This is a genomic window from Tenebrionibacter intestinalis (assembly GCF_016632365.1).
Classification (GTDB): Bacteria; Pseudomonadota; Gammaproteobacteria; order Enterobacterales; family Enterobacteriaceae; genus Tenebrionibacter; species Tenebrionibacter intestinalis.
In genome coordinates this window covers 16080-37581 of record NZ_JAEPBH010000021.1, presented here as the reverse complement: position 1 = coordinate 37581, position 21502 = coordinate 16080, and the positions used below count along the sequence as shown (strand labels likewise).

Here is a 21502-nt window from a genome sequence, read left to right as displayed (position 1 = left end):
ATCTGTTAATGATCTCTGGCGTGCCTGTTCGGTGAAACAGACAGCTTAAGAAAGTAATTATCCGTAAAAATAACTGAGTTTCCGGAGAGAACGTTTATATTTATAGCCCGGTCTGCCAACAGAAAAATGTGAATAATAACGAACGCGGGTAAAAAGACGGCATCATAATACGGAATTTTTCCGTAAAGAGTTTTTATATCCGCATAGCGCGGCTGGACACCGGTTAACGGCCAACGATAGTATAATGAATCTGCAAATCGCTTAGCGGCAACCACTGGCATTGCCGGGGTTTCGCAGAGTATTAAGCCGGTCACCAGAGGAGAAAAAGATGAAGGGAAAACGCGCGCCGCAGGACAAAAGCCAGGCTGCCTTGCGCCAGGCGGTGACAGGGCTGATGGAAAGCGGAAAATATCAGGAAGCGCTGAAAAAAATACAAAGCCGCCTGCTGTTTGGGCCTAAAGATATATGGCTTATTGTAGAAGCGGCGCGCTGCTGTCGCCGCCTTGACAGAAAAGATGATGCCGCGCGTTATTACACTCAGGCGTTAAGCATCGCGCCAAATGATGCCGGTGCGCTGAATGGGCTGGGTCTTATTCATTATGAGCGCGGTAATAATGAGGAGGCGGAAAAATACTACCGCCGTGCGTTACGCGCTATCGCCAACTATCCCGCCTGTCGCAATAACTATGGCATATTGCTGCACAAGCTGGATCGGTTTGAGGAAGCGGTGGAACAGTATGAGGCCGTGCTTGCCGAGGCGCCGAACTATCACGACGCTCGCTACGGCCTGGCCTCTGTTTTTGCGCAAATAAAACGGTTTGACGAGGCGGAAGCGCATCTGCGCTATCTTCTGGCTCATCAACCTGAGGATACGCGCAGCAGTACTGTTTTAGGCATGATACTTATCCAGCGCGGCCGTTATGAAGAAGGCTGGAAGCTGTATCGCGATCGTTATGCGCAAAACAATATCTACCGCTTTGTTAACCGTCCAGCGTTCAGCTTCCCTTACTGGCAGGGCGAAGATTTGCACGGTAAAACGATTATGGTGCACCGTGAACAGGGGCTGGGCGATGAGATTCAGTTTAGTCGCTACGTCAGCCGCCTTAAGCAAGAAAAAGGCGCAGCGGCAGTTTGCCTTGTATGTAGCCGCGCCCTGGTATCGCTGATGCGCCAGTTGCCAGGGATAGACAACGTGATTGAGTATGCGCCGGGTAAGCCATTGCCGGTGTTCGATTACTGGATAATGCTGCTGGATTTGCCTTTCTATTTCACCGATTCACCCACCCCTTTTGCCATGACGCCGCCCTGTTTCAGCGCCGATCCGCAGGCCGTTGCGCGCTGGCCGCTGCCGCCAGGCAAGCTGCGCGTGGGCCTGGTATGGAAAGGTTCTGTCGGGCACAATAAAGATCGTTTCCGATCGTTGCCCGGCCTTGAGACGCTGCGCCCGTTGTTTAGCGTACCGGGTATTCAGTGGGTCAGTCTGCAAAAAGGCGCCGGGGAAGAAGAGGCGCTTAACCCGCCTTCGGGCATAGCGCTGCTGGCGCTTGGGCACCTGGTGCAGGATTATATTGATACGGCGGCGATTATCGCCCAGCTCGATCTGGTCATTAGCGTGGATACATCCGTGGCACACCTTGCCGGCGCGCTAAACAAACCCTGCTGGACGCTGGTTTCCGCCATTTGTACGGACTGGCGCTGGCTGGAGGGGCAGGATACCACGCCGTGGTATCCATCAATGCGCCTGTTGCGCTGCGATCCGAAAGAGGGCTGGACGCTGCCGGTTTTACGCATGCGTGATGCGCTGATGAGTATGGTTGAATAAACGCATTTCATCGACGCCGCCTGTGTGCTGCCGACAATACAGCGTAACACAGACCGCCGCCGGCAAGCCCCCAGAATGCTGAACTGATGCCCCAAAGCGTTAGCCCGGAGGCGGTAATCAGAAATGCGACAGTCGCCGCATCGCGCTCGGTTTCATTCATCAGCGCCTGATAAAGGCTGCCGCCGAGCGCGCTAAGCAGCGCCAGCCCGGCGAGCGTGTGAATAAACGCGGCAGGGAGCGCCGCCAGCAAAATGGCGATACCGCCGCCCGCAATACCCGCCAGTAGATAAAATACGCCAGCGGCGGCGGCGGCCTGCCAGCGCCGCTGCGGGTCGGGGTGCGCTTCCGGGCTTTGGCAGATGGCGGCGGTAATGGCGGCGATGCTTATGGAATAGACGCCGAGCGGGGCCAGCGCCAGTGTGATCAGACCGGTTGACGTCATCAGCGGCGATACCGGTACGCAGTAGCCTGCGGCTTTCAGTGCGGCTACGCCGGGGGCATTTTGCGAAGTCATCGTCACTAAAAAAAACGGCACGCCGATGCCGAGCAGCGTCGGCAGGCTGAAGACTGGCGTTATCCATACCGGCGCGGCAAACAGGCTAACGTTGGGCGCGGCGCTGACGTTATCGCCCAACAGCGCCGCTGCCAGCCCTACTACCAGCGCGGCGGCTACGGCGTAGCGCGGCGCCAGCGCTCTGGTAATAAGCCAGCTTATTAACATCCCGCCACACATTACCCCCTGGTCGCGCAGTCCGCCGAAGGTTTCAAGCCCGAAACGCAGCAGAATACCGGCCAGCATGGCGGCAGCCAAAGTATGCGGTATTGTGCGCATCAGCCAGGCAAATAGCCCGGATAGGCCGCACAGTACAATCAGTACGGCAGCAAAGATAAATATACCCGTAGCCTCGCCGGGCGTAACGCCATGTAGGCTGGTGGCAAGCAGCGCCGCGCCCGGCGTTGACCAGGCTGTTAATACCGGCGCGCGCCAGCGCAGCGTTAGCAACAGTGTGCTGGCGCCCATCCCAATACCGAGCATGGTCATCCAGCCGGCAATCTGCGGCGCAGCGAGGCCTGCGGCGGCGGCGGCCTGCCAGATAATGGCGGCTGAACTGGCATAGCCCACAAGCACGGCAATAAAGCCAGAAAACAGCGTGTGAAGGGGGATAGGGGGAAAGCGAATAGCAACTCCATTGCGGGATGGCACCGGGCGACTATAGCACCGTGCGTTATAACGCACAAGCTGCTATGCTGTGGCAAAAAAAGGAGTTACTGTGAATATCAATAACATACTGCCTTCGGTTGTCAGGCAATTACGCCAGGCCCGCGCCTGGAGCCTGAGCCAGGCGGCGGAGCGGACGGGGGTATCGAAGGCGATGCTCGGCCAGATTGAGCGCGGCGAGTCCAGCCCTACGGTGGCGACGCTTTGGAAGATAGCCACCGGCTTTAACGTGCCGTTTTCCGCGTTTTTCAGCGAACCGCCGCTGGCGCCGGCAGATGCATCAGGGCAGATGACGGCGGTGCCGCTGTTTCCCTATGATGCCGCGCTGCGCTTTGATCTGTTGGTCGTCACGCTGCCCGCCGGCGCGCTCAGCGAATCTTCGCCCCACGAGCAGGGCGTGATTGAGGATGTGGTGGTTATTGAGGGCGTACTGGAACTTGGGCGAAACGGGCGCTGGCAGCGGCTTGCGGTGGGAGAAGGGCTGCGCTTTCCAGCAGACAGCGCCCATTCTTACCGCAACAGTGCCGGCGTAGCGTGTCGATTTCATTCGCTGATTCACTACCCAATGGCCTGAACGCGTTGCCAGCGCCACGCTGGCGTGTTTAAGGGTTAAAACACAGCGCTACAGCGCTGGCAGGCGCGTTGCTGTTAAAAAAAGCGGCGTAATCACGGGTCAGGCTGTGTGCCCCGGCAAGGGCGCTGGCCGAGGAATAAAGGGAGTAAGCGGTATTGTAGCTGCGCCAGCCTTCTTTATCCTCGCAGGCCGGGTGGCGCCTGAGGCTGACGCCGGTTGCAGAAAACTGCGCCATGAGTAAATGTAGCTGCTCGCGGGCCGCTTCCTGCTGGCGCTGCGTACTGTTGGCGCGCGTTAGCGTCAGATTACGCTCTTGCGCTTGCGCGCACTGCGCCTGCACATTCTCCAGCGCGGCGTTTTGCTCAATTAGCGCTTTTTCGCGCAGCTCAAGCGCTTTTTCCCAACGCAGGAGCTGCTCTTTTTCCGCCATACGGGCTTTGTAAAACGCTAGCTGTTCATTTTGCAACGCCAGCCCCTGCGCTGTTAGCGCTCTGTGTTCCTGCCAGAGCTGCCAGCCAGCCCAGGCGAAAAACATCAGCACTGCCAGCGTAGGCGCGATAAATTTGCGTGTAAAAAGTGTGAGACAGGTTTTCAGGTTCATTGTTTATCATCCATGTAAAACGCGCGTCCTTAAGCTGCCCGAAATAAGGCGCTGTAGCGCTAAAAGTATGCCTGAAACAGGTTGCTGTGGGCGAACATAAAAAGCGACGGAAATTAAAATCGCAGACGGGTTTTGCCGGATGCGTATTGTGACTACAATAGCCGCTTTTCAGCACACAACGGATATCCCTGATGCGTCAGCACTCTGCTGCTCTCGAACTGCTCAGCCCGGCCCGCGACGCCGCCATCGCTCGTGAGGCGATCCTTCACGGCGCCGATGCAGTCTATATCGGCGGCCCGGGTTTTGGCGCACGCCATAATGCGGGCAACAGCTTAAGCGATATTGCCGCGCTGGCGCCGTTTGCCCATCGCTATGGCGCGAAAGTGTTTGTGACACTTAATACTATTCTTCACGACGACGAACTGGAGTCCGCGCGTCGGCTTATTCACGCTCTTTACGAGGCGGGCGTGGATGCGCTGATTGTACAGGATATGGGCATTCTTGAACTGGACATCCCGCCAATTGACCTGCACGCCAGCACCCAGTGCGATATTCGAAGCGTTGAAAAAGCGCAGTTTCTGGCACAGGTCGGATTTTCACAGATTGTGCTGGCCAGAGAGCTGGATCTGCAGCAAATCCGCGCCATTCACGATACCACTGACGCCACGCTGGAATTTTTTATCCACGGCGCGTTGTGTGTGGCCTATTCCGGGCAGTGTTACATTTCGCACGCGCAGACCGGGCGTAGCGCTAACCGCGGCGATTGTTCACAGGCCTGCCGCCTGCCGTTTACGCTCAGAGATGACCAGGGACGCGTGGTGGCATTTGAAAAACACCTGCTGTCAATGAAAGACAATAACCAGACCGCCAATCTCGCGGCGCTGGTGGACGCAGGCGTACGCTCTTTTAAAATAGAAGGGCGTTATAAAGATATGAGTTACGTGAAAAACATCACGGCCTGGTATCGCCAGCAGCTTGACGCGCTGCTTGAAGATCGTAGCGATTTGCATCGTGCCTCACATGGCCGCACGCGGCACTATTTCACCCCGTCGCCGGATAAAACGTTCCATCGCGGCAGTACCGATTATTTTGTTAACGGCCGGCAGGGCAACATTGGCGCTTTTGATTCACCTACCTTTGTCGGCCTGCCGGTGGGCGAGCTGGTGAGGGTAGGGCCGGACTGGCTTGATGTGCAAAGTGATGAAGAGCTGGCTAACGGCGACGGCCTTAACGCGCTGGTAAAGCGTGAGGTGGTGGGTTTTCGCGTCAACGTGGCGGAAAAAACCGGACCGGGACGCTGGCGTCTGTGGCCGAATACGCTGGCGGACGGGCTTCGCAAACTGCGTTTGCCGCATCCGCTTAGCCGCAACCTCGATCACCGCTGGCAACAGGCGTTACTGAAAAACTCCAGCGAACGGCGGATCGCTGTGGATTTGACGCTGGGCGGCTGGGAAGAGCAGTTGATCCTTACCGCCACGTCAGAAGACGGCGTGAGCGTAACGCATACGCTCGACGGCCTGTTTAGCGCCGCGCGGGATGCGCAAAAAGGTCGTGAGGCGCTGGAAAATGGGTTGGGTAAGCTGGGGCAGTCCCTTTACAGCGCGCGCAGCATTCAGCTTTTGCTGCCGGAAATATATTTTGTTCCCGGCAGCCAGCTTAACCAACTGCGCCGTGATACGATTGCTCTGCTTGACGATGCGCGCCTTGCGGCTTTTTCACGCATGACCCGCCGCCCGCAGTCCACGCCGCCGCCGGTGTGGCCGCAAAGCCACCTGACGTTTCTTGCCAACGTTTATAACAAAAAGGCGCGTCAGTTCTGGCAACGCCACGGGGTAACGCTCATTGATGCCGCCTATGAGGCGCATGAAGAAAAAGGCGACGTACCGGTGATGATAACCAAACACTGCCTGCGCTTTGCCTTTAACCTGTGCCCGAAACAGGCGAAGGGCAGTATTAAGAGCTGGCGCGCCACGCCGATGCAGCTTGTGCAACAGGATGACGTGTTAACACTGAAGTTTGACTGCCGGGCGTGTGAAATGCATGTTATCGGCAAGATCAAACAACACGTGCTGAAAATGCCGCTGTCGGGCAGCGTGGTAGGGTCGGTATCGCCGGATGAACTATTAAAGACGCTGCCGTCACGGCGGGAAAAGCGCTGATGGCGAGTCGTTACAGCTAGCGCGCCGTCCCGACGTGTAACGGCAAAAATGGATATAGTCGCGCCAGGGTAATCTGGTCATCCTCAACTGACGGCGGATAGCCCGCTTGCCGCCGCCTGCTGTATCGCAGAAAAGTCGGTTTACACGCCTTAAGACGTTAATTTACTCTGTTTGTGCCGGTAATGGCGCAAACCAGCAGCGTTATACCGCGTTGCAATGGCGACAGCGGACCGCTTCATTACGCCAGGCGGAATACGGCAACGCACTGCCTGAGTTCGTGTGATTTCTGGCTGAGCAGCCGTGTGGACGCCGAAGCGGACTCAACCAGCGAAGCGTTCTGCTGGGTAACAGAATCCATCTGGCCGATAGCGATATTGATCTGATCGATACCGCTGCTTTGTTCGCGGGTGGACATAGCGATTTCGTCCATTATTCCGCTCACCTGCTTTACCGAAGCGAGAATGCGCTCCATGCTTTCACCTGCGCGGTTGACCTGACTACTGCCGCTGCGAATCTGTTCGCCGGACAATTCAATAAGTTCTTTGATTTCTTTCGCTGCGACCGACGAGTGCTGGGCAAGATTGCGCACCTCGCTTGCCACTACTGCAAAACCGCGCCCTTGTTCGCCCGCACGCGCGGCCTCAACCGCAGCGTTAAGCGCGAGAATATTGGTCTGAAAGGCAATATTTTCAATAATGTTGATAATACTGTTAATTTTTGCCGAGCTGCTCTCAATATTCTTCATCGATACCACCACCTCACACATGATGTCATCGCCGCTGCTGGCGTTTACGCGCATGCCCTCCGCCAGACTGCTGGCGTGATGCGCGTTTTCAGAGGTCTGGCGCACGGTGGCGGTGAGTTCTTCCATGCTGGCGGCGGTTTGCCCCAGCGATGCCGCCTGCTGCTCGGTGCGGGCGGAGAGATCGGTATTGCCATCGGCAATATCTTCAACCGCGGCGGCAACGGCTTCGCCGGTGGCGCGCACCTGGCCGATAATCTGGGTCAACGCCTGGCGCATACGCTCAAGCCCTTGTAGCATCTCGCCGATTTCATCCTGAGTATGGCATTCAATCGGCATATGCAGTTCGCCTGCGGCGATACTGTCGCAGTGTTCACGCGCCTGGTTCAGGGGCGTAAGCACGCGGCGGTTGAGCTGTAAAAACAGTACGCACAACACGCTGCAAAAGAACAGAGCAACCAGCCCAATGGCGGCCAGGCCGTTGTTAATGCGCCCCTGGGCTTCGTCGTTAAGTTTTTTGGCGTAGTGTTCGCGATAGGCAAGCAAATTATTAAGCGCGAATTCAAAATCGTGCTCCAGTTGCGGCAGGCGGGAAGAAAAAAGACTATTGTAACCGGCTACATCGCCTTTTTGCGCGGCTTCCAGCAGCGGCATAAGCCCCTGAGCACGATAATTTTGCCAGCTTTCATCATAAGCCTGCGCCAGCGCCTGTTCATCGGGTTGTCTGGCATGGGACATATAAAGCTCAAAAGCGTTGTCGCCCTTTACCATCGCTTCACGGGCCGCTTCCAGCGTTGTCTCTACGGCCTGTTGGTCGCCCGTATGACTGGCGTTTAGCGCTTCATGGAGCCGAACGCGCATTGTTCGGCTGTGGTTTATTGGGTCAATAACCGACAGCACAACGCGAATCTCGTGATTGATGTTATCCAGCGCCTGATCGTTGCGTAAGAGCGACCACGCCGCTACGGCAATACTGAACAAGAACAGAAACATAAGCAGGGCAAAAGTAAACAGAGAAAGGCGTCTTACAGACATAATCTCTTCCTTAATTTGGGCTAAATAAAGGTCAATGAAGCTATTAATTTCTTACCATGCATTTTTATCGTCTGGTCTTTTGCCTTCTTTACGGTTTTTTATATAAATTCCAGAAAGTTGTTTGATTTACAAACAAACTGGCGCATTGCTGGCCGATTTAGCCTCTGTAAAACAAACTGAGGTCTTCGTAGAAAAACTAAAGAAGGCGATGGCATGGCTACGGGCTTTAATCGCTTTGTTTAGTGCAGGCGGTTCGGCCAGCGTACGAAGGTCGCTCGATTCCCGAAAATATAACTTCAGCGTCTTTATGCTAACGCCAGGCATGCAGTTTCGTCCGCTCCAGGGTTTATCGCGTTCCGATATCGCGTAGGGCTACCCGCTTTTATAAATAAAAAACCTTTAATAAATAATGCGTAACCGGCAGAAGACAGGCTGGTGGAAAAGTATGCGGCGCCTCGCCTGTGGTGATTTTCATGATGGGCAGGAAACACAAACCATATTTATTTGAACGGATCTCTTGTGAAGGCAATGTTCGGTTTCCTGAACTGGCACAGCGACAATGTCAGATTTGTTTGTGTTTTATTGAGGTTAAATATGCGTTCATATTAGCGTTGAAAATGGCTACTTTTGTTAACGCGATAAGGAATAGTTGTTATGAAAAAGCTGTACATGACGGTTGCATTAAGCGGTTTATTAGCCACTAATCATTCGTCTGCTGGAGAAAGCTATCTGGTTTACAGCCCGCAGGATATTGGCGTATTTCAGGTGCGCTTCTTTGATGTTGGCGACGGTCCGTTTATAGCTAATGGGCCGCAAGCTTATGAGTCCACCTGGAACCTTGATCAGCAACAGAAAGACAAAATACTTAATGCCATACGTTACTGGGCTGAAATTATCACTCCCAAGCCAGAGCAATTGCCCGCCGTTATTAACGTTGGTACGTTTAATGAAGAGAATGCGGCAGGTTACAGCGAACCCGTACCCGATGACGCTATCAGCCTGACGCAACTGCAGGGGGCGTTGAACGGCGTCGATACCGGCGAGTTAACCTTTGGCTCTCATGCCCAGTTCATTCTGGGCGAACTGGATTTTGACGATATTCCTTATGTGCCTGCGCAATTGCCGCGCACCGGCAAGGCCGATCTGACCGGCGTCGTGATTCATGAGCTGGCGCATGCCCTGGGCATTTCCAGTATGGTTGACGACATGGAGGATACATTCACTCCTGCTTTCGATACTGAGCCTTTGGGGGCCTGGAGCAGCCATCTGCGCGATGACCGGGGCAATCCCGCCAAGCCCGGGCAGGTAATACTGTGTAAGGGGTGCAATAACTCATGGGATCCGCAAGGCTTTGATGTACGTCTCGATAAAGGCTATTTCTCCGGCAAGTATGTCGATGAGGTGCTTGCAGGCGCCATGCCTGGCGTGCCGGTGAAAATGTTGGGGGAGGATGGCTCGGTTGATGATGATTATATGAGCCATATTGAGCTGAAAAACAGCATGATGAGCCATCAGGACTACCGCAATTACACAACGTTTATGGAGGCGGAACTGGCGCTGTTGCAGGACATGGGGTATCAGATTGATCGGCGCAACTTCTTTGGTTTTTCGCTATATGGCGACGGGCAAACGCTGATTAACCGCAACGGCTATTTTCTGCGTAATCAACAAGGGGATGGCTACCTGGCGGGCCAGTATAATACTGCGACGCTGGGGCTTGGATTGCATGTTTATGGCAGCAATAACCGTATATTTCAGCAAGCGGATCTGTTGACAAAGGGGGCGGGCGGCGCAGGTATCCGTATCGACGGGCAAAATAACACCCTGAGCATCGAACCCGGAACCCATGTTTACGCCGACGGGGTGAATGGCCGTGGAGTGATGTTTGCCTACGGTAAGCAGCATAATCTTATTCAGCGCGGCGATGTTCAGGCGTTGGGCAGCAATGGCGTCGCTATCAGCTTTGATTTTGGCAATAACCTGCTTGGTAACGACGAGGAGTATCGCGGCTCCTGGATCCATTACGTAGGCGGGTATACCGACGCATTATTACCCGAGCTGCAGGGCGCCCTGGTCGATAATGCGGATATTAGCGGGCGGGTTGCTGGTAAGGGGGCGGCAATTTATATGTCGCCAAACGCGCTTGTCGGCACGATTAATATTTTAAACGGCGCCCGGCTGGAAGGGGATATTTACTCAGACTACAGCCAGCGGGATGTTTATGGTCAACAGCGGTTGACGCAGCTTACCTTCGGGCGAATGGCTGATGCGCAAGGGCGGGCTAACGAACAATCAGATCCTCACTTCAGGCTGAATTATCGCGGGAATATTGAAGGTATCAATAATCTGGCGTTAAGCGCTCGCGGGGGGAATACCTCACTTAACGGCGAACATCAGATTTACAGTATGTATATTGCCCCAGGCGCCACTTTATCCGGCAACGGCAGCTATATCCTCAATGAGGAGGGGCGCTTTGTGAATGACGGCATTCTCGCACCGGGGAATTCATTTGGGCAAATCAGTATAACAGGCGCTTATCAGCAAAGTGAGAACGGGCAAGTGCGATTAGACGTTGACGGGCGTGGAAGGCATGACACGCTGACAGTTGACGGCCATGCGCAATTCAACGGTCAACTGACGTTTGTACCGCAGCCGGATTGGTATGCGCAAAACTGGCGGCTGGATTCGAAAGAATTGTTAAAAACCACCTCGCACAGCGGCGATTTTCGCGTAGTGAACAGCCTGCTTCGCTCACCCACACTGACGTTCCAGGCAACGCCACTGGGAGAAGATGGCTGGCAGCTCTCGATGCGGCGCGCCTCCAACGCATATAGCCAATATGCGCTCAACGATAATGCCCGACAGGTGGGGCAGGCGTTGGATAAAATTGTATCGGTAGCGGATTCGGATATACAACCGTTGTACCGCGCTCTGGATTTCTCTGCCGCCGATGGCAGCAGTATCAGCGACGCGTTACAGCAGCTTTCTCCGGCGGCTTACAGCGCCATGTTCGCCAGTTCCCTTAATCGTGAACAGCAGATAACGCGGATTGTGAACGGGCCGAATTTTGACGTAACCGCGGCGCCGTTTTCGCCAGGCGAGTGGCGCAGCTTTGCTATACCTTTTGGCGCCGGCTTCTGGCAACAGCGTCAGGGCAGCAGCGTAGGGTATGACGCCAGCAGCTATGGCATGCTATTTGGCGCCGAAAAACGAAACGAACGGGATAGCAACTGGGTTTATGGTTTTCATGGCGCGGTCAGCGGCCAGTCGGTGACGGTGAAATCACCGGAAATGGCGCATGGGAGAACCACCGCTTTTAATCTGGGGATCCAGACGCGTTATGGCGCTCAAAAGCCTGATGGGGTGTATTTATTTGGCGATGGGCGTTTTGGCATTGAAGATAGCTGGTTAGATCGGAGCATCCACACGGGCGCCTATGAAGCCAGCCATCATGCCAACTGGACCGGGCTGACAGGCTCTTTTACGGTTGGCGGGGGCTACCGTTGGGCGCTGAATGATAATGTGAGCACAGGGCCGGTAGCTTCATTAAATTACACCACACTGCATCGTCCCGGCGTCACGGAAAACGGTAAGAACGGCAGCCGCCTGATGACGGGATCGGAAACTTTCGATTCGTTGCAATCAAGTATTGGGTTGGCAAGTAACTGGAATTTGCCGCTCGATTCAGGAAGCGCTATCTCAGCTAAACTACAGCTTACCTGGGAGCATGAGCTTTTGGGCGGTGATGTGAAGCAACAGGCTTCTTTCGCCAGCTATCGCAACGCAAAATTTAGCGCCAGAAATCAGGTGACTGGCCGTGACGCGCTGGGCATTAAGGCGGGAATGAATTATAAAATCAATGCCAATGTTGAATTGGGTATCGGCATTGAAAGCGATGTCTTTCGTTCCGGTTATAACTCGGTCGCAGGGAATCTTTCCGCCTCCTGGCGTTTCTGATATCTGTAAAGGAGGGAATAATTGGGCTGGCCGACATGAAGGCGGACATTCTCAGGTTACCCCCGGCGGTGAAAGCATTGCCTTTACCACAGGGTGGGACAGAGCGCTAGAGAGGAAAAAACGGGCGCTTTGTCCTCTTTGTTGCCTGTTGATGAAAATCAATGAATGGAATTTTCTGGCATGCCGGGCCGAACGCATTCGGCCCGGCGTTTAACAATAAATTTGTCAATGACTGCCTTTGTCTTTTCTTATCATCAAAGCGTCTTAACGTGGGTTTTCGTTTCACCGCGCGTCAGCCCCTGTTAAGAACGCTTTGAGCGTCAATAAGCGTCGTTCGGATATGGGCGGTCAACGCTACTGGTCTGGGCGACAACGGTTAAGGCAAACGCCTTCAGGAGGCAAAAATGTCACATCTGGATGAGATTAAAGGCCGCGTGGACGCGGCAATTCACGCCGGCGTTATCGCATCGATGAACGAACTGCTGATTGCGCTCAGCAACGACGATGCGCTGGGGCGCGAGGAGCGCTACGTTGAGCAACAGCGGCTGCGGGCGGCCATTGCCCACCACGGCCGCCAGCATAAAGAAGATCTGATGCGCCAGAGCGAGGCGCGGCGTGAGAAACTCAATCGCGGCGGCACGATACTTTAAGCTGGAAGGGGTGCAAAGTGCTTTCTTAGGATTGGGTAGTATGAAGCACCTTGTGGCGGCAAACCGGCTTAACGCCGGCCATGTGATGTTCGCCCGCCGCTGCGGGCAGCAGTGATAGTCAGAACGGGCGTCTGGCGATCAGCGCGGCAAGCCGCATCGCGATAAGAATGGTGGATGGCGCCTGGATGATGCGCGCTATCAGCGCGTTTAATAACCAGCCCAATGCCTGCGACAGCCAGGCGCAGGTACGCAGGCGGGGGCGTTCACGAACAGGCGTCTGGTTGCGTGCGATGGTCGAGCTGTAGCTGCATAAATGTCAGATCCAGCCAGCGGCCAAATTTGGTGCCCACCTGCGGCATTTGCGCAGTGAGGGTAAAGCCCAGCCTGCGATGCAGATGGATGGATCCGTGGTTTTGAGATTCAATAGCAGCCACCATGACGTGTTTACCGATTTGTTTTGCATCATCAATCAGCGTGAGCATCAGCGCTTTACCGATGCCCTTGCCCTGATGGTCGGGGTGAACGTAGACCGAATGTTCTACAGTATGGCGAAAGCCCTCAAACGAGCGCCAGTCGCCGAATGTGGCGTAGCCGATAACCTGCGTTCCTTCCACCGCCACCCGTACCGGATAGCCTGCCGCCTGGCGATGGCTGAGCCAGTTACGACGGTTTTCATCATCAACGGTGGCTTCATTCCAGATGGCATTGGTGTGCAGCACGGCATGATTATAAATTGTGGCGATAGCGGCGCAATCTTGTGCTGTTGCATGTCGGATAGGCATGTTGCTTCCCTGTTGGTGTTCACTATAATCGCACGTTTAAATACTATAACAGACGATTTAAATCAACGGACTGGCGCATGTGTCAGAATTGAGCGCGAGGAGCGAGGATGGTCGCTGAATACGCTGGCGGAGCGAGCCGGCGCGTCCTGGGCAATGATTCATAAAATTGAGCATGGGGCCAGCAGCCCGACGGCAACAATGCTGGCGCGGCTGTCGGAGGCGTTTGGCATGAGTATGTCAACGTTGTTTGCCCGTGCTGAATTGCAGGAGGGCAACCTGCGGTCGCGCGGCATGAGTTGTAATGCGTGCAGCCAAAGCCGCACTTTCTCCGCATTTGGTCTGTGTGTCATTCAGCTATGATGAATGTTTGTCCGCCCTGAAAGGAGAATTGACATGACACAGAAAGAAAACCGCCGCTGGGTGCTGGTTTCACGACCACACGGTAAGCCTGCATGTGATAATTTTCGCCTTGAAACAACTTCTGTCGCTCCGCCAGGTGAAGGTCAGGTTCTGTTGCGCACCGTTTATCTGTCGCTGGACCCTTATATGCGTGGGCGTATGAATGATGAACCGTCCTATGCGCCTGCGGTTGCCCTGGGCGACACGATGGTGGGCGGCACAGTGTGCCGGGTCGTTTCGTCGCGCCACCCCCAGTTTCGTGAAGGCGAATGGGTGTTGGCCTATACCGGCTGGCAGACGTACGCGCTTAGCGACGGCGAAGGGCTGGTAAAACTTGGCGATAGCCCGGCGCATCCCTCCTGGAGGTTAGGCGTGCTGGGAATGCCTGGCTTTACCGCCTACATGGGGCTGCTGGATATTGGTCAGCCAAAGCAGGGGGAAACGTTGGTTGTGGCGGCGGCCACCGGCCCGGTAGGAGCGACGGTGGGGCAAATTGGCAAAATCAAGGGGTGCCGGGTCGTGGGCGTAGCCGGCGGCGAGGCGAAGTGCCGCTATGCGGTAGAACAGTTGGGTTTCGATGCCTGCATCGATCGGCACGCTACAGATTTTTCGCAGCAGTTAGCCGATGCGTGCCCGAAAGGAATAGATATTTACTATGAAAATGTCGGCGGCAAGGTGTTTGATGCCGTATTGCCGCTGCTCAATACTTCAGCGCGTATACCGGTATGCGGCCTGGTATCTGGCTATAACGCTACCCAGCCGCCCGAAGGGCCGGATCGTCTGCCGCTGCTGATGGCGACCCTTCTGAAAAAGCGTATCAGGATGCAGGGATTTATTATTGCCCTTGACTACGGCCGCCACGTTGATACGTTTCTGCGTGAAATGACGGCCTGGGTGCAGGCCGGCAGCATTCACTATCGTGAAGACATAACCGATGGGCTGGAAAATGCGCCGGAAGCCTTCTTTAATATGCTGGAAGGGAAAAATTTCGGCAAAGTTATTATCCGCGTCAGCGACGATAGTTAGCCCCTTTTTCGCAGCCGTTTCGCCGTCGCGAATCGGCTGAGGAGATTAATCTAAGCCGGGCTGAAGGAATTTGGCCCGAAATCTCAAAAAATCAGTTAGAAAAATCAAAAGATTGTTTTTCTCCATCCGGGTTTTGCCCCCCTCTTTATCATCACTCTGCGTCGCGTTTTTATATATAAAACCTCAGCCTTTCTTCGTCAGTATAACGGCGTTACTTCGATACCTTGATGGGGCGCGCCTTAAACACCGGCTTGCGCGGGACGTAGATACGCCACAAATGTAATCGCCTGATGCGATAATTTTATTGATGAATCATAACGCCTGTCAGACCTGTTCAAGGCATTCCAGAGGTGATTCGGGCTTTGTTTGTTCTTAAAATGAACAATACAGTTTAATGTTTCTAATGATATGGTGTATTTTACAGCTAACAAAATGGACCGTTGTTAAATGAGAAAATTATGCTGAGTCTCGAAAAAACGCAGCGCGCGAGTCTGACAACTTTGGTTGAGCTGCGGTTGAAAGGTGCGCTGATTGTTGGCGCGCTTAAGCCTGGCGCTCGTCTGGTTACGAAAGATATCGCCGCACGGTTAGGTACCAGCATTACGCCTGTTCGCGAAGCGCTGTTGCGCCTGGCCTCTTCCGGGGCGCTTGAGGCTACGCCTGCGCAGGCGTTTCAGGTGCCGTGCTTGCCGCTGGCGCGTTTTCAGGAAATTACCGCTATTCGTAAGAACCTTGAGGGGATGGCGGTGCGTGAAGCCTGTCGCTGCATTACCGTGGAACAGACAGATAGCCTGCGTCAACTGCTGGAGGTCTACCGTCAGGCACGACACTGCGGCGTGGTGGAATCGGGTCTTCAGGCCAATCGAGCGCTGCGCTTTCGCCTCTACGGTTTTGCCCGCTTGCCTGTGCTGACGGAAATGATCGAGCAACTTTGGGTATGCATTGGGCCTGGTTATCATTTCCTTTACCCCGCTTCGCAGGAAATGGTAGGCAGCTATGAAGATTACGTTATGCTAATAGAAGCGCTCGCCGCCCATGATGAAACGCAGGCCGAGCGCCTTATTCACCGTGTTATTGATATTGGCGCGCAAATTATCTTGCGCCGCTACGATTAAACGAATAGACATGAGTTACCGGTACTGCGCGTTATTATTACCGCTGCGAAAAACAGCGCGCGCGGTGGATATATGCTGTGACCGCGCCTCCTTGCATACAACGACGCTGCCCGGGCGCCCTGAAAACGCAGTTTATCCCCTTTGGCGATAAACCTGGCGGTACGTCTTGCCGCAGTCCGACGCACAGGGTAGCATTCATACGTTAACTATCAACGGGTTCAGGGCAGGATGCCTTCTGCTTTAATAATAATAAATATCTGTACCCCTCCCCGGAATCTTCAGCGGGCTAGTGAGCATGCGGTCTGAACGATAACCGGAAAACATAAAAGACGTAAGGACGCATCAACATGACAACCCCACAGGGCGGCTTTGCCGCTTCGCACGCGCCTGCCGAAAAACGCACGCGCGCACGGCTGGCGATCCTCGCGCTGCTGGCCGTCGGTACGATGATTAACTATCTCGACCGTACAGTACTTGGCATTGCCGCAATCGACGTCGGCCACGAACTTGGGATCGGGGCTGCGACGATGGGCATTGTCTTTTCCGCATTTGCCTGGACCTATGCGCTAATGCAGATCCCCGGCGGGATTTTTCTTGACCGCTTCGGCAACAAAGTCACCTACGCGCTATCGTTGACGCTGTGGTCGGCGTTTACGCTGCTGCATGGCGCGGCGGTAGGCATTAAAACGCTTTTGTTATGTCGGCTGGGGCTGGGTATGAGCGAGGCGCCGTGTTTTCCCGTTAACAGTCGCGTCGTCGGCAAGTGGTTTCCACAGCATGAGCGCGCCCGCGCCACGGCGGTCTATACCGTTGGGGAGTATCTGGGGCTGGCGGCTTTCGCGCCGCTGCTGTTTTTTATTATGGAAGCGTTCGGCTGGCGAATACTGTTTGTCGTGGTCGGCGTTGCGGGGCTGCTGTTTGCGCAGGTGTGGTGTCACTACTACCGTGAGCCGCACGAGTCTGAGACGGCTAATAGCGCAGAGCTGGAATATATTGGGCTTAACGCTGATGCGCCTCAGGAAGAGCCAAAAATGAACGCAAGCTGGCATAACGTAAAACTGCTGCTGCGATGTCGGCCAATCCTTGGCGCCGGGATTGGACAGTTTGCCGGCAATACCACGCTGGTTTTCTTTCTGACCTGGTTTCCTACCTACCTTGCCGTTGAGCGCCATATGCCGTGGCTGAAAATCGGCTTCTTTGCCGTGATGCCGTTTCTTGCCGCCGCGCTCGGCGTCATGGTCGGCGGCTGGGCGTCAGATGCGCTGCTTAAACGCACCGGTTCGGCTAATATTGCCCGCAAGCTGCCGATTATTGTCGGATTACTTATGGCAAGCAGCATCATTACCGCTAACTGGATGCCTAACGACCAGGCGGTAATTGCCGTGCTGTCGCTGGCGTTCTTTGGTCAGGGAATGGTAGGGCTGGGCTGGACGCTGGTGTCCGATATGGCCCCCAAATCGCTGGCGGGACTGACCGGCGGGCTTTTTAATTTCTGCTCTAATATGGCGTCAATCATTACGCCACTGGTTGTCGGTATTATCGTTTCTGTAACCGGTAACTTTTACTATGCGCTTATTTATATTGGCGGGGCGGCGCTGCTTGGCGTTTGCGCCTACGTATTTATTCTTGGCGATGTAAAACGCATCGTTCTGCCCGGCGTGGAGTAATAACATGGCCATTGATGGATCGACGCGCGTGATTGCGCACCTGGGCTGGCCCACGGAAAGTTTCAAAGCGCCGCTGATTTACAATCCGTGGTTTGCATCACAGCACGAAAATATCAAAGTGGTGCCGCTGGGCGTGAAGGCCGAGGCCTACCCAACGCTGCTGGCCGGTTTGTTCAGCGCCACAAATGTTATCGGCGCGCTTATCACCATGCCGCATAAAGTGACAACCTGTGAACTTGTATCCACGCTTAGCCCGACGGCGCAAATTGCCGGGGCCTGTAATGCGGTGCGCGCCGGGGAAGATGGCCGCCTGCACGGCGACATGTTTGATGGCGAAGGTTTTGTCCGCGGGATGCTACAACGCGGCCAGCCGGCGCGGGGCGCGCGGGCGTTGGTGATTGGCAGCGGCGGGGTGGGTAGCGCGATTGCCGCTTCGCTGGCGGCGGCGGGCGTCGCAAGCCTTACGCTATTTGATACGCGAGCGCGCATCAGTGAAGCGCTGGCCGCGCGCTTGCGCGCGCACTACCCGCAACTGGAGGTGCAGACGGGAAACCGCCGCCCTGGCGGGCATGATATTGTAGTCAATGCCACGCCGCTGGGGATGAACCCAGGCGATCCGCTGCCGCTGGAAGTGGCGCAACTCACGCCGGGAACGTTTGTTGGGGAAGTGGTCATGAAACAGGCGATAACGCCGTTTCTGAGCGCCGCGCGTGAACGCGGGTGCGTTATTCAGCAGGGGCTGGATATGCTGTTTGAAATGATCCCGGCCTATCTGTCCTTCTTTGGTCTGCCCACCACCAGCGCGGAAAACCTGCGTAGGGTGGCGAAAATCGACTAACGTGAAAACACGCCGGGAGGCGTCTCCCGGCGACCAGGGCGCTACGGCTTAAGCGACCACTTTATCTGAAATTCAATTTCTTCTTCTTCGCCTTCGCGCTCATGTTCAATGCTGTATTGCGCGCGTACAGGGACATAAATACGTTCTCCTGCGATCTGGATTTCAAATTCGTCGCCGGACTCCAGCGCATCGGCCAGCCTGCGCAGCTTTGCAATAAATTCTTTGTTTGAATAAACCTTTTCAACGTCGCGTTCGGGTTTCACTGGCGCTCCTTTGTTTTAGCGGTAAGCCACACAGCGATAATAAGCCTGCGGCGATCGCCGGTAAAGGGCTTCTGTCCCGCGCTGCCGTATAACGTCTTTTTAACAGAATAATCTGTCAATTCTTTTCTTGTTTTTACATTATTGTGCGGTGTGTGGCCGGGCGATTGTGGGAAAACCCTGCTAATCTGGATGTAATGAGCTTAACGCTCTGCGTTAGGCGCGCATTTCTGCCTGGTCTCTAAGGAGGACATATGGATAAGTTAGTACAGCCTGTATATGTTTCCCCGGTACTCGCCTGGTTAAACGCACCCCAGCGTCAGGATCTGCGGGAAACCGGCCTCACTCGCTGGGCAGGAGGGAAACGCGGGCGCAGCGGCGGGCCGGTTATATCGCAACGGGAAAGCGCCCGGCAGAAAAAGCCCTAAAAAAACCGTAATAGGGGGAGGCTGTCGACGAATACCGGGCTGTGCAGTGACATCAATGAAAGAAAAGTAGGCTGGTCGTCACAAAGAGAGCAAGCCCCCCCGGTTTTTATCCCCTTTATCAACAATCTGACGCCCCGTAATGGGGCGTGAGACTGCTGACAAACCCCATCCTGCCGCAGTCAGGATGGATGAAATACAATAAAAAACAAGGAAAATCAAAGCATTGATTTTCGCCTAATTACTACAAAGAAGGAAAAACCCCGTTTTTTCCTTCTTTGTCAACAATCTGACGCCCCGTAATGGGGCGTTCTGTATTCCGGCGCGGCAGGCAAAACGGGACTCGTTGGCCCGGGCGCCGCTATTTATCGTTGGCGGCAATCTGGCGTACGGCATGTCACTTCGCTACGGCTCGCCGTAAAGCCCAATCAGTCTGCGCACCACGCCGTTTGTCCAGCCGAAGCCATCCTGTAACGGGTATTCGCCGCCGCCGCCTTCGCAGGCGGTATTATTGGTAATATGGTATTTTTCCACCAGCTTGTGTTGCTTCTGATAGACCTGATTGACGGTGTTTAGCCAACGATGGGCGATATCATCGCCCAGCGCGTCGTGACCGTAGCGCTTCAGTCCCTGGATAGTCATCCATTGCAGCGGAGCCCAGCCGTTAGGTTTGTCCCACTGCTCGCCGGTCTCGTACTCCGTAGCGAGCACGCCGCCGGGCGTCAGAAGACGCGTGCGTACCGCCTCTGCGACCCGGGCTGCCTGTTCGGGTGTGGCAAGTTCCACGTAAAGCGGCACCATGCTGGCTGCGGAAAACAGCCCCAACGCTTGTCGACGCCAGTCGTAGTCGCGATAGCAACCGCTTTCTTCATCCCACAGATAGCGGGTCATGGCCTGGCGGCGCGCGCGCGCTTTCTGGCGAAAGAGTTCCTGGCCGTATTTATCTCCCCTGAGCGCGGAAATGTTAGCAATAGTGCTTTCGAGCTTGTAGAGGAATGCGTTGAGATCGACAGGAATAAATTGCGTCGTGCGGATGCTCGCCAGCCGCGAACAATCGCGCAGCCAGCGCGAGGAGTAATCCCAGCCTGAGGCTGCGCCGGCGCGCAGATCGCGGTAAACTTCGTTAGCCGGACGCCCGGAGTGGCGCGCGGTTTCCACATCTTCGCGCCATGCTTCGTCACGCGGCGTGTCGCGGTCATCCCAGTAGCGATTTAACAGCGAACCATCAGGCATCCTGACGGTGTGGCGATAGGCCTGATTCAGCAGCAGGGATTGTGCGCCATCCATCCAGTAGGCGTATTCCTGGCGCAGATGATCCAGATAGCGCCGCGCGCCGCGCACGCCATCTTCTTCAAACAGCTCCACCATAAGGGCGAATACCGGCGGCTGCGAGCGTCCGAGGTAGTAAGTGCGGTTGCCGTTGGGGATATGGCCATATTTCTCAATCATCCATGCGAAGTTGTCAGCTATACAGCGCATCAAATCTCCGCGTCCGCTTTCCGCTAGTCCCAGCATGGTAAAATAGGAGTCCCAGTAGTAGGTTTCGCTAAAGCGTCCACCGGGCACAATATAGGCCTGCGGTAGCGCCAGCAGCGATGACCAGGGGATATGATCCTGCGGCTCGCGGGTCAGCACTGGCCACAGATTATCAATATGTTCTTTAAGAGAACGGCTGGGATCGGAAATATAGTCGCTGTTGTGCGTTTCCGGCAGCCAGAAATGCTCTTCTATAAACTGGCGTAGCGTAAAGCCGGGCTGGCGGCGGGTGCGGCGATAACGAATCAGGATATCGAGCGGGTCCATTTTCGGCGCGCAGTCGGGAAAGGTTTTGCTGTCGGCGAAGATATGGGACGTCTGCACATGTTCGAACAGTTCAAGGTAGCGATCTGCCGGAGTCAGCGCGTCCGAGGCGGGCAGCCCTTCGATCATTTCCGGTTCGGGTTCCGCCTCAATCATTTCATCCAGTTTTAACTCACAGGGGTCGAGCGCGTAGATGAGTTCTTCGACAACCTCTAAATTCAGCGCACGGGTAACATTGAGTTTCTGGTTGAGCATAGCGATAAAAACCTCCGGGTTACGATAGTGCCATTGCAGGGCAACGCCCGATTCAATACTAAGCGTAGACACTTGCGTTGCTCTCAGAAACGCAAAGCGTACGATAGATTATATTTTACTCGCTATGGCGTGGCGGAATATTCTTAAAATGAGTATCGGGTGGGTCGTTTTCTCTG

General features: G+C 55.0%; 16 protein-coding genes and 1 pseudogene. 11 read left to right on the top strand and 6 right to left on the bottom strand.

The features are described from left to right. The first annotated feature begins 328 nt into the window (after positions 1–328). Positions 329–1822, top strand: coding sequence for a tetratricopeptide repeat protein (locus JJB97_RS09525; RefSeq protein ID WP_238713789.1), 1494 nt, complete (start codon positions 329–331; stop codon positions 1820–1822). Positions 1823–1829: 7 nt separating this feature from the next. Here JJB97_RS09525 and JJB97_RS09520 read toward each other — a convergent pair whose 3' ends face one another. Further along, positions 1830–3002, bottom strand: coding sequence for a benzoate/H(+) symporter BenE family transporter (locus JJB97_RS09520; RefSeq protein ID WP_238713815.1), 1173 nt, complete (start codon positions 3000–3002; stop codon positions 1830–1832). Between the two features lie 91 nt (positions 3003–3093). Between JJB97_RS09520 and JJB97_RS09515 the strand changes: the two genes are divergently transcribed. Further along, positions 3094–3615: a helix-turn-helix domain-containing protein gene (locus tag JJB97_RS09515; RefSeq protein WP_238713788.1), complete on the top strand. Its 522-nt coding sequence runs from the start codon at positions 3094–3096 to the stop codon at positions 3613–3615. Between the two features lie 28 nt (positions 3616–3643). Here the strand turns inward: JJB97_RS09515 and JJB97_RS09510 are convergent, their stop codons facing one another. After that, the gene (locus tag JJB97_RS09510) at positions 3644–4216 is read right to left on the bottom strand and encodes a hypothetical protein (RefSeq protein ID WP_238713787.1); all 573 of its coding nucleotides are present in this window, start codon (positions 4214–4216) and stop codon (positions 3644–3646) included. A gap of 191 nt (positions 4217–4407) precedes the next feature. On the opposite strand from JJB97_RS09510, the gene JJB97_RS09505 reads away from it, so the two are divergent. Then, complete coding sequence (locus JJB97_RS09505) at positions 4408–6375, top strand: peptidase U32 family protein (protein WP_238713786.1); 1968 nt, start codon at positions 4408–4410, stop codon at positions 6373–6375. Positions 6376–6613: 238 nt separating this feature from the next. On the opposite strand, the gene JJB97_RS09500 is transcribed toward JJB97_RS09505, so the two are convergent. Further along, the gene (locus tag JJB97_RS09500) at positions 6614–8152 is read right to left on the bottom strand and encodes a methyl-accepting chemotaxis protein (protein WP_238713785.1); all 1539 of its coding nucleotides are present in this window, start codon (positions 8150–8152) and stop codon (positions 6614–6616) included. Positions 8153–8806: 654 nt separating this feature from the next. Here JJB97_RS09500 and JJB97_RS09495 point away from each other — a divergent pair. After that, complete coding sequence (locus JJB97_RS09495) at positions 8807–12109, top strand: autotransporter domain-containing protein (RefSeq protein ID WP_238713784.1); 3303 nt, start codon at positions 8807–8809, stop codon at positions 12107–12109. Positions 12110–12513: 404 nt separating this feature from the next. Further along, entirely contained in the window at positions 12514–12759 is a 246-nt protein-coding gene (locus JJB97_RS09490) for a DUF2526 family protein (protein ID WP_238713783.1), read from the top strand. Between the two features lie 263 nt (positions 12760–13022). Here the strand turns inward: JJB97_RS09490 and JJB97_RS09485 are convergent, their stop codons facing one another. After that, positions 13023–13541, bottom strand: coding sequence for a GNAT family N-acetyltransferase (locus JJB97_RS09485; RefSeq protein WP_238713782.1), 519 nt, complete (start codon positions 13539–13541; stop codon positions 13023–13025). Between JJB97_RS09485 and JJB97_RS09480 the strand changes: the two are divergent. From JJB97_RS09480 to JJB97_RS09460, 5 genes and pseudogenes are all read left to right on the top strand, one after another. Next, positions 13527–13820, top strand: a pseudogene (locus tag JJB97_RS09480) (helix-turn-helix domain-containing protein); the annotation flags it as partial. The gene JJB97_RS09485 and the pseudogene JJB97_RS09480 sit on opposite strands and share 15 nt — an antisense overlap. Before the next feature lie 114 nt (positions 13821–13934). Further along, complete coding sequence (locus JJB97_RS09475; RefSeq protein WP_317978178.1) at positions 13935–14966, top strand: NADP-dependent oxidoreductase; 1032 nt, start codon at positions 13935–13937, stop codon at positions 14964–14966. A 458-nt stretch (positions 14967–15424) separates the two neighbouring features. After that, entirely contained in the window at positions 15425–16081 is a 657-nt protein-coding gene (locus JJB97_RS09470) for an FCD domain-containing protein (RefSeq protein WP_238713781.1), read from the top strand. 347 nt (positions 16082–16428) lie between these two features. Then, positions 16429–17748 carry an MFS transporter gene (locus tag JJB97_RS09465; RefSeq protein WP_238713780.1) on the top strand — a complete coding sequence of 440 codons (1320 nt, stop codon included), beginning with the start codon at positions 16429–16431 and terminating at the stop codon, positions 17746–17748. Positions 17749–17752: 4 nt separating this feature from the next. Beyond that, the gene (locus JJB97_RS09460) at positions 17753–18586 is read left to right on the top strand and encodes a shikimate dehydrogenase family protein (RefSeq protein WP_238713779.1); all 834 of its coding nucleotides are present in this window, start codon (positions 17753–17755) and stop codon (positions 18584–18586) included. Between the two features lie 41 nt (positions 18587–18627). On the opposite strand, the gene JJB97_RS09455 is transcribed toward JJB97_RS09460, so the two are convergent. Beyond that, positions 18628–18849 (bottom strand): amphi-Trp domain-containing protein, encoded by a 222-nt coding sequence (locus JJB97_RS09455; RefSeq protein ID WP_238713778.1) that lies wholly within the window; start codon positions 18847–18849, stop codon positions 18628–18630. A 251-nt stretch (positions 18850–19100) separates the two neighbouring features. Between JJB97_RS09455 and JJB97_RS09450 the strand changes: the two genes are divergently transcribed. Further along, positions 19101–19274, top strand: coding sequence for a hypothetical protein (locus tag JJB97_RS09450; RefSeq protein ID WP_238713777.1), 174 nt, complete (start codon positions 19101–19103; stop codon positions 19272–19274). A gap of 402 nt (positions 19275–19676) precedes the next feature. On the opposite strand, the gene JJB97_RS09445 is transcribed toward JJB97_RS09450, so the two are convergent. Next, complete coding sequence (locus JJB97_RS09445; protein ID WP_238713813.1) at positions 19677–21326, bottom strand: alpha,alpha-trehalase; 1650 nt, start codon at positions 21324–21326, stop codon at positions 19677–19679. Positions 21327–21502 lie beyond the last annotated feature (176 nt).

Coding starts and splice junctions, on each gene's coding strand:
- JJB97_RS09525 (WP_238713789.1), top strand. CDS start 329: ATGAAGGGAAAACGCGCGCCGCAGGACAAAAGCCAGGCTGCCTTGCGC.
- JJB97_RS09510 (WP_238713787.1), bottom strand. CDS start 4,216: ATGAACCTGAAAACCTGTCTCACACTTTTTACACGCAAATTTATCGCG.
- JJB97_RS09505 (WP_238713786.1), top strand. CDS start 4,408: ATGCGTCAGCACTCTGCTGCTCTCGAACTGCTCAGCCCGGCCCGCGAC.
- JJB97_RS09500 (WP_238713785.1), bottom strand. CDS start 8,152: ATGTCTGTAAGACGCCTTTCTCTGTTTACTTTTGCCCTGCTTATGTTT.
- JJB97_RS09495 (WP_238713784.1), top strand. CDS start 8,807: ATGAAAAAGCTGTACATGACGGTTGCATTAAGCGGTTTATTAGCCACT.
- JJB97_RS09490 (WP_238713783.1), top strand. CDS start 12,514: ATGTCACATCTGGATGAGATTAAAGGCCGCGTGGACGCGGCAATTCAC.
- JJB97_RS09485 (WP_238713782.1), bottom strand. CDS start 13,541: ATGCCTATCCGACATGCAACAGCACAAGATTGCGCCGCTATCGCCACA.
- JJB97_RS09475 (WP_317978178.1), top strand. CDS start 13,935: ATGACACAGAAAGAAAACCGCCGCTGGGTGCTGGTTTCACGACCACAC.
- JJB97_RS09470 (WP_238713781.1), top strand. CDS start 15,425: ATGCTGAGTCTCGAAAAAACGCAGCGCGCGAGTCTGACAACTTTGGTT.
- JJB97_RS09465 (WP_238713780.1), top strand. CDS start 16,429: ATGACAACCCCACAGGGCGGCTTTGCCGCTTCGCACGCGCCTGCCGAA.
- JJB97_RS09460 (WP_238713779.1), top strand. CDS start 17,753: ATGGCCATTGATGGATCGACGCGCGTGATTGCGCACCTGGGCTGGCCC.
- JJB97_RS09450 (WP_238713777.1), top strand. CDS start 19,101: ATGGATAAGTTAGTACAGCCTGTATATGTTTCCCCGGTACTCGCCTGG.
- JJB97_RS09445 (WP_238713813.1), bottom strand. CDS start 21,326: ATGCTCAACCAGAAACTCAATGTTACCCGTGCGCTGAATTTAGAGGTT.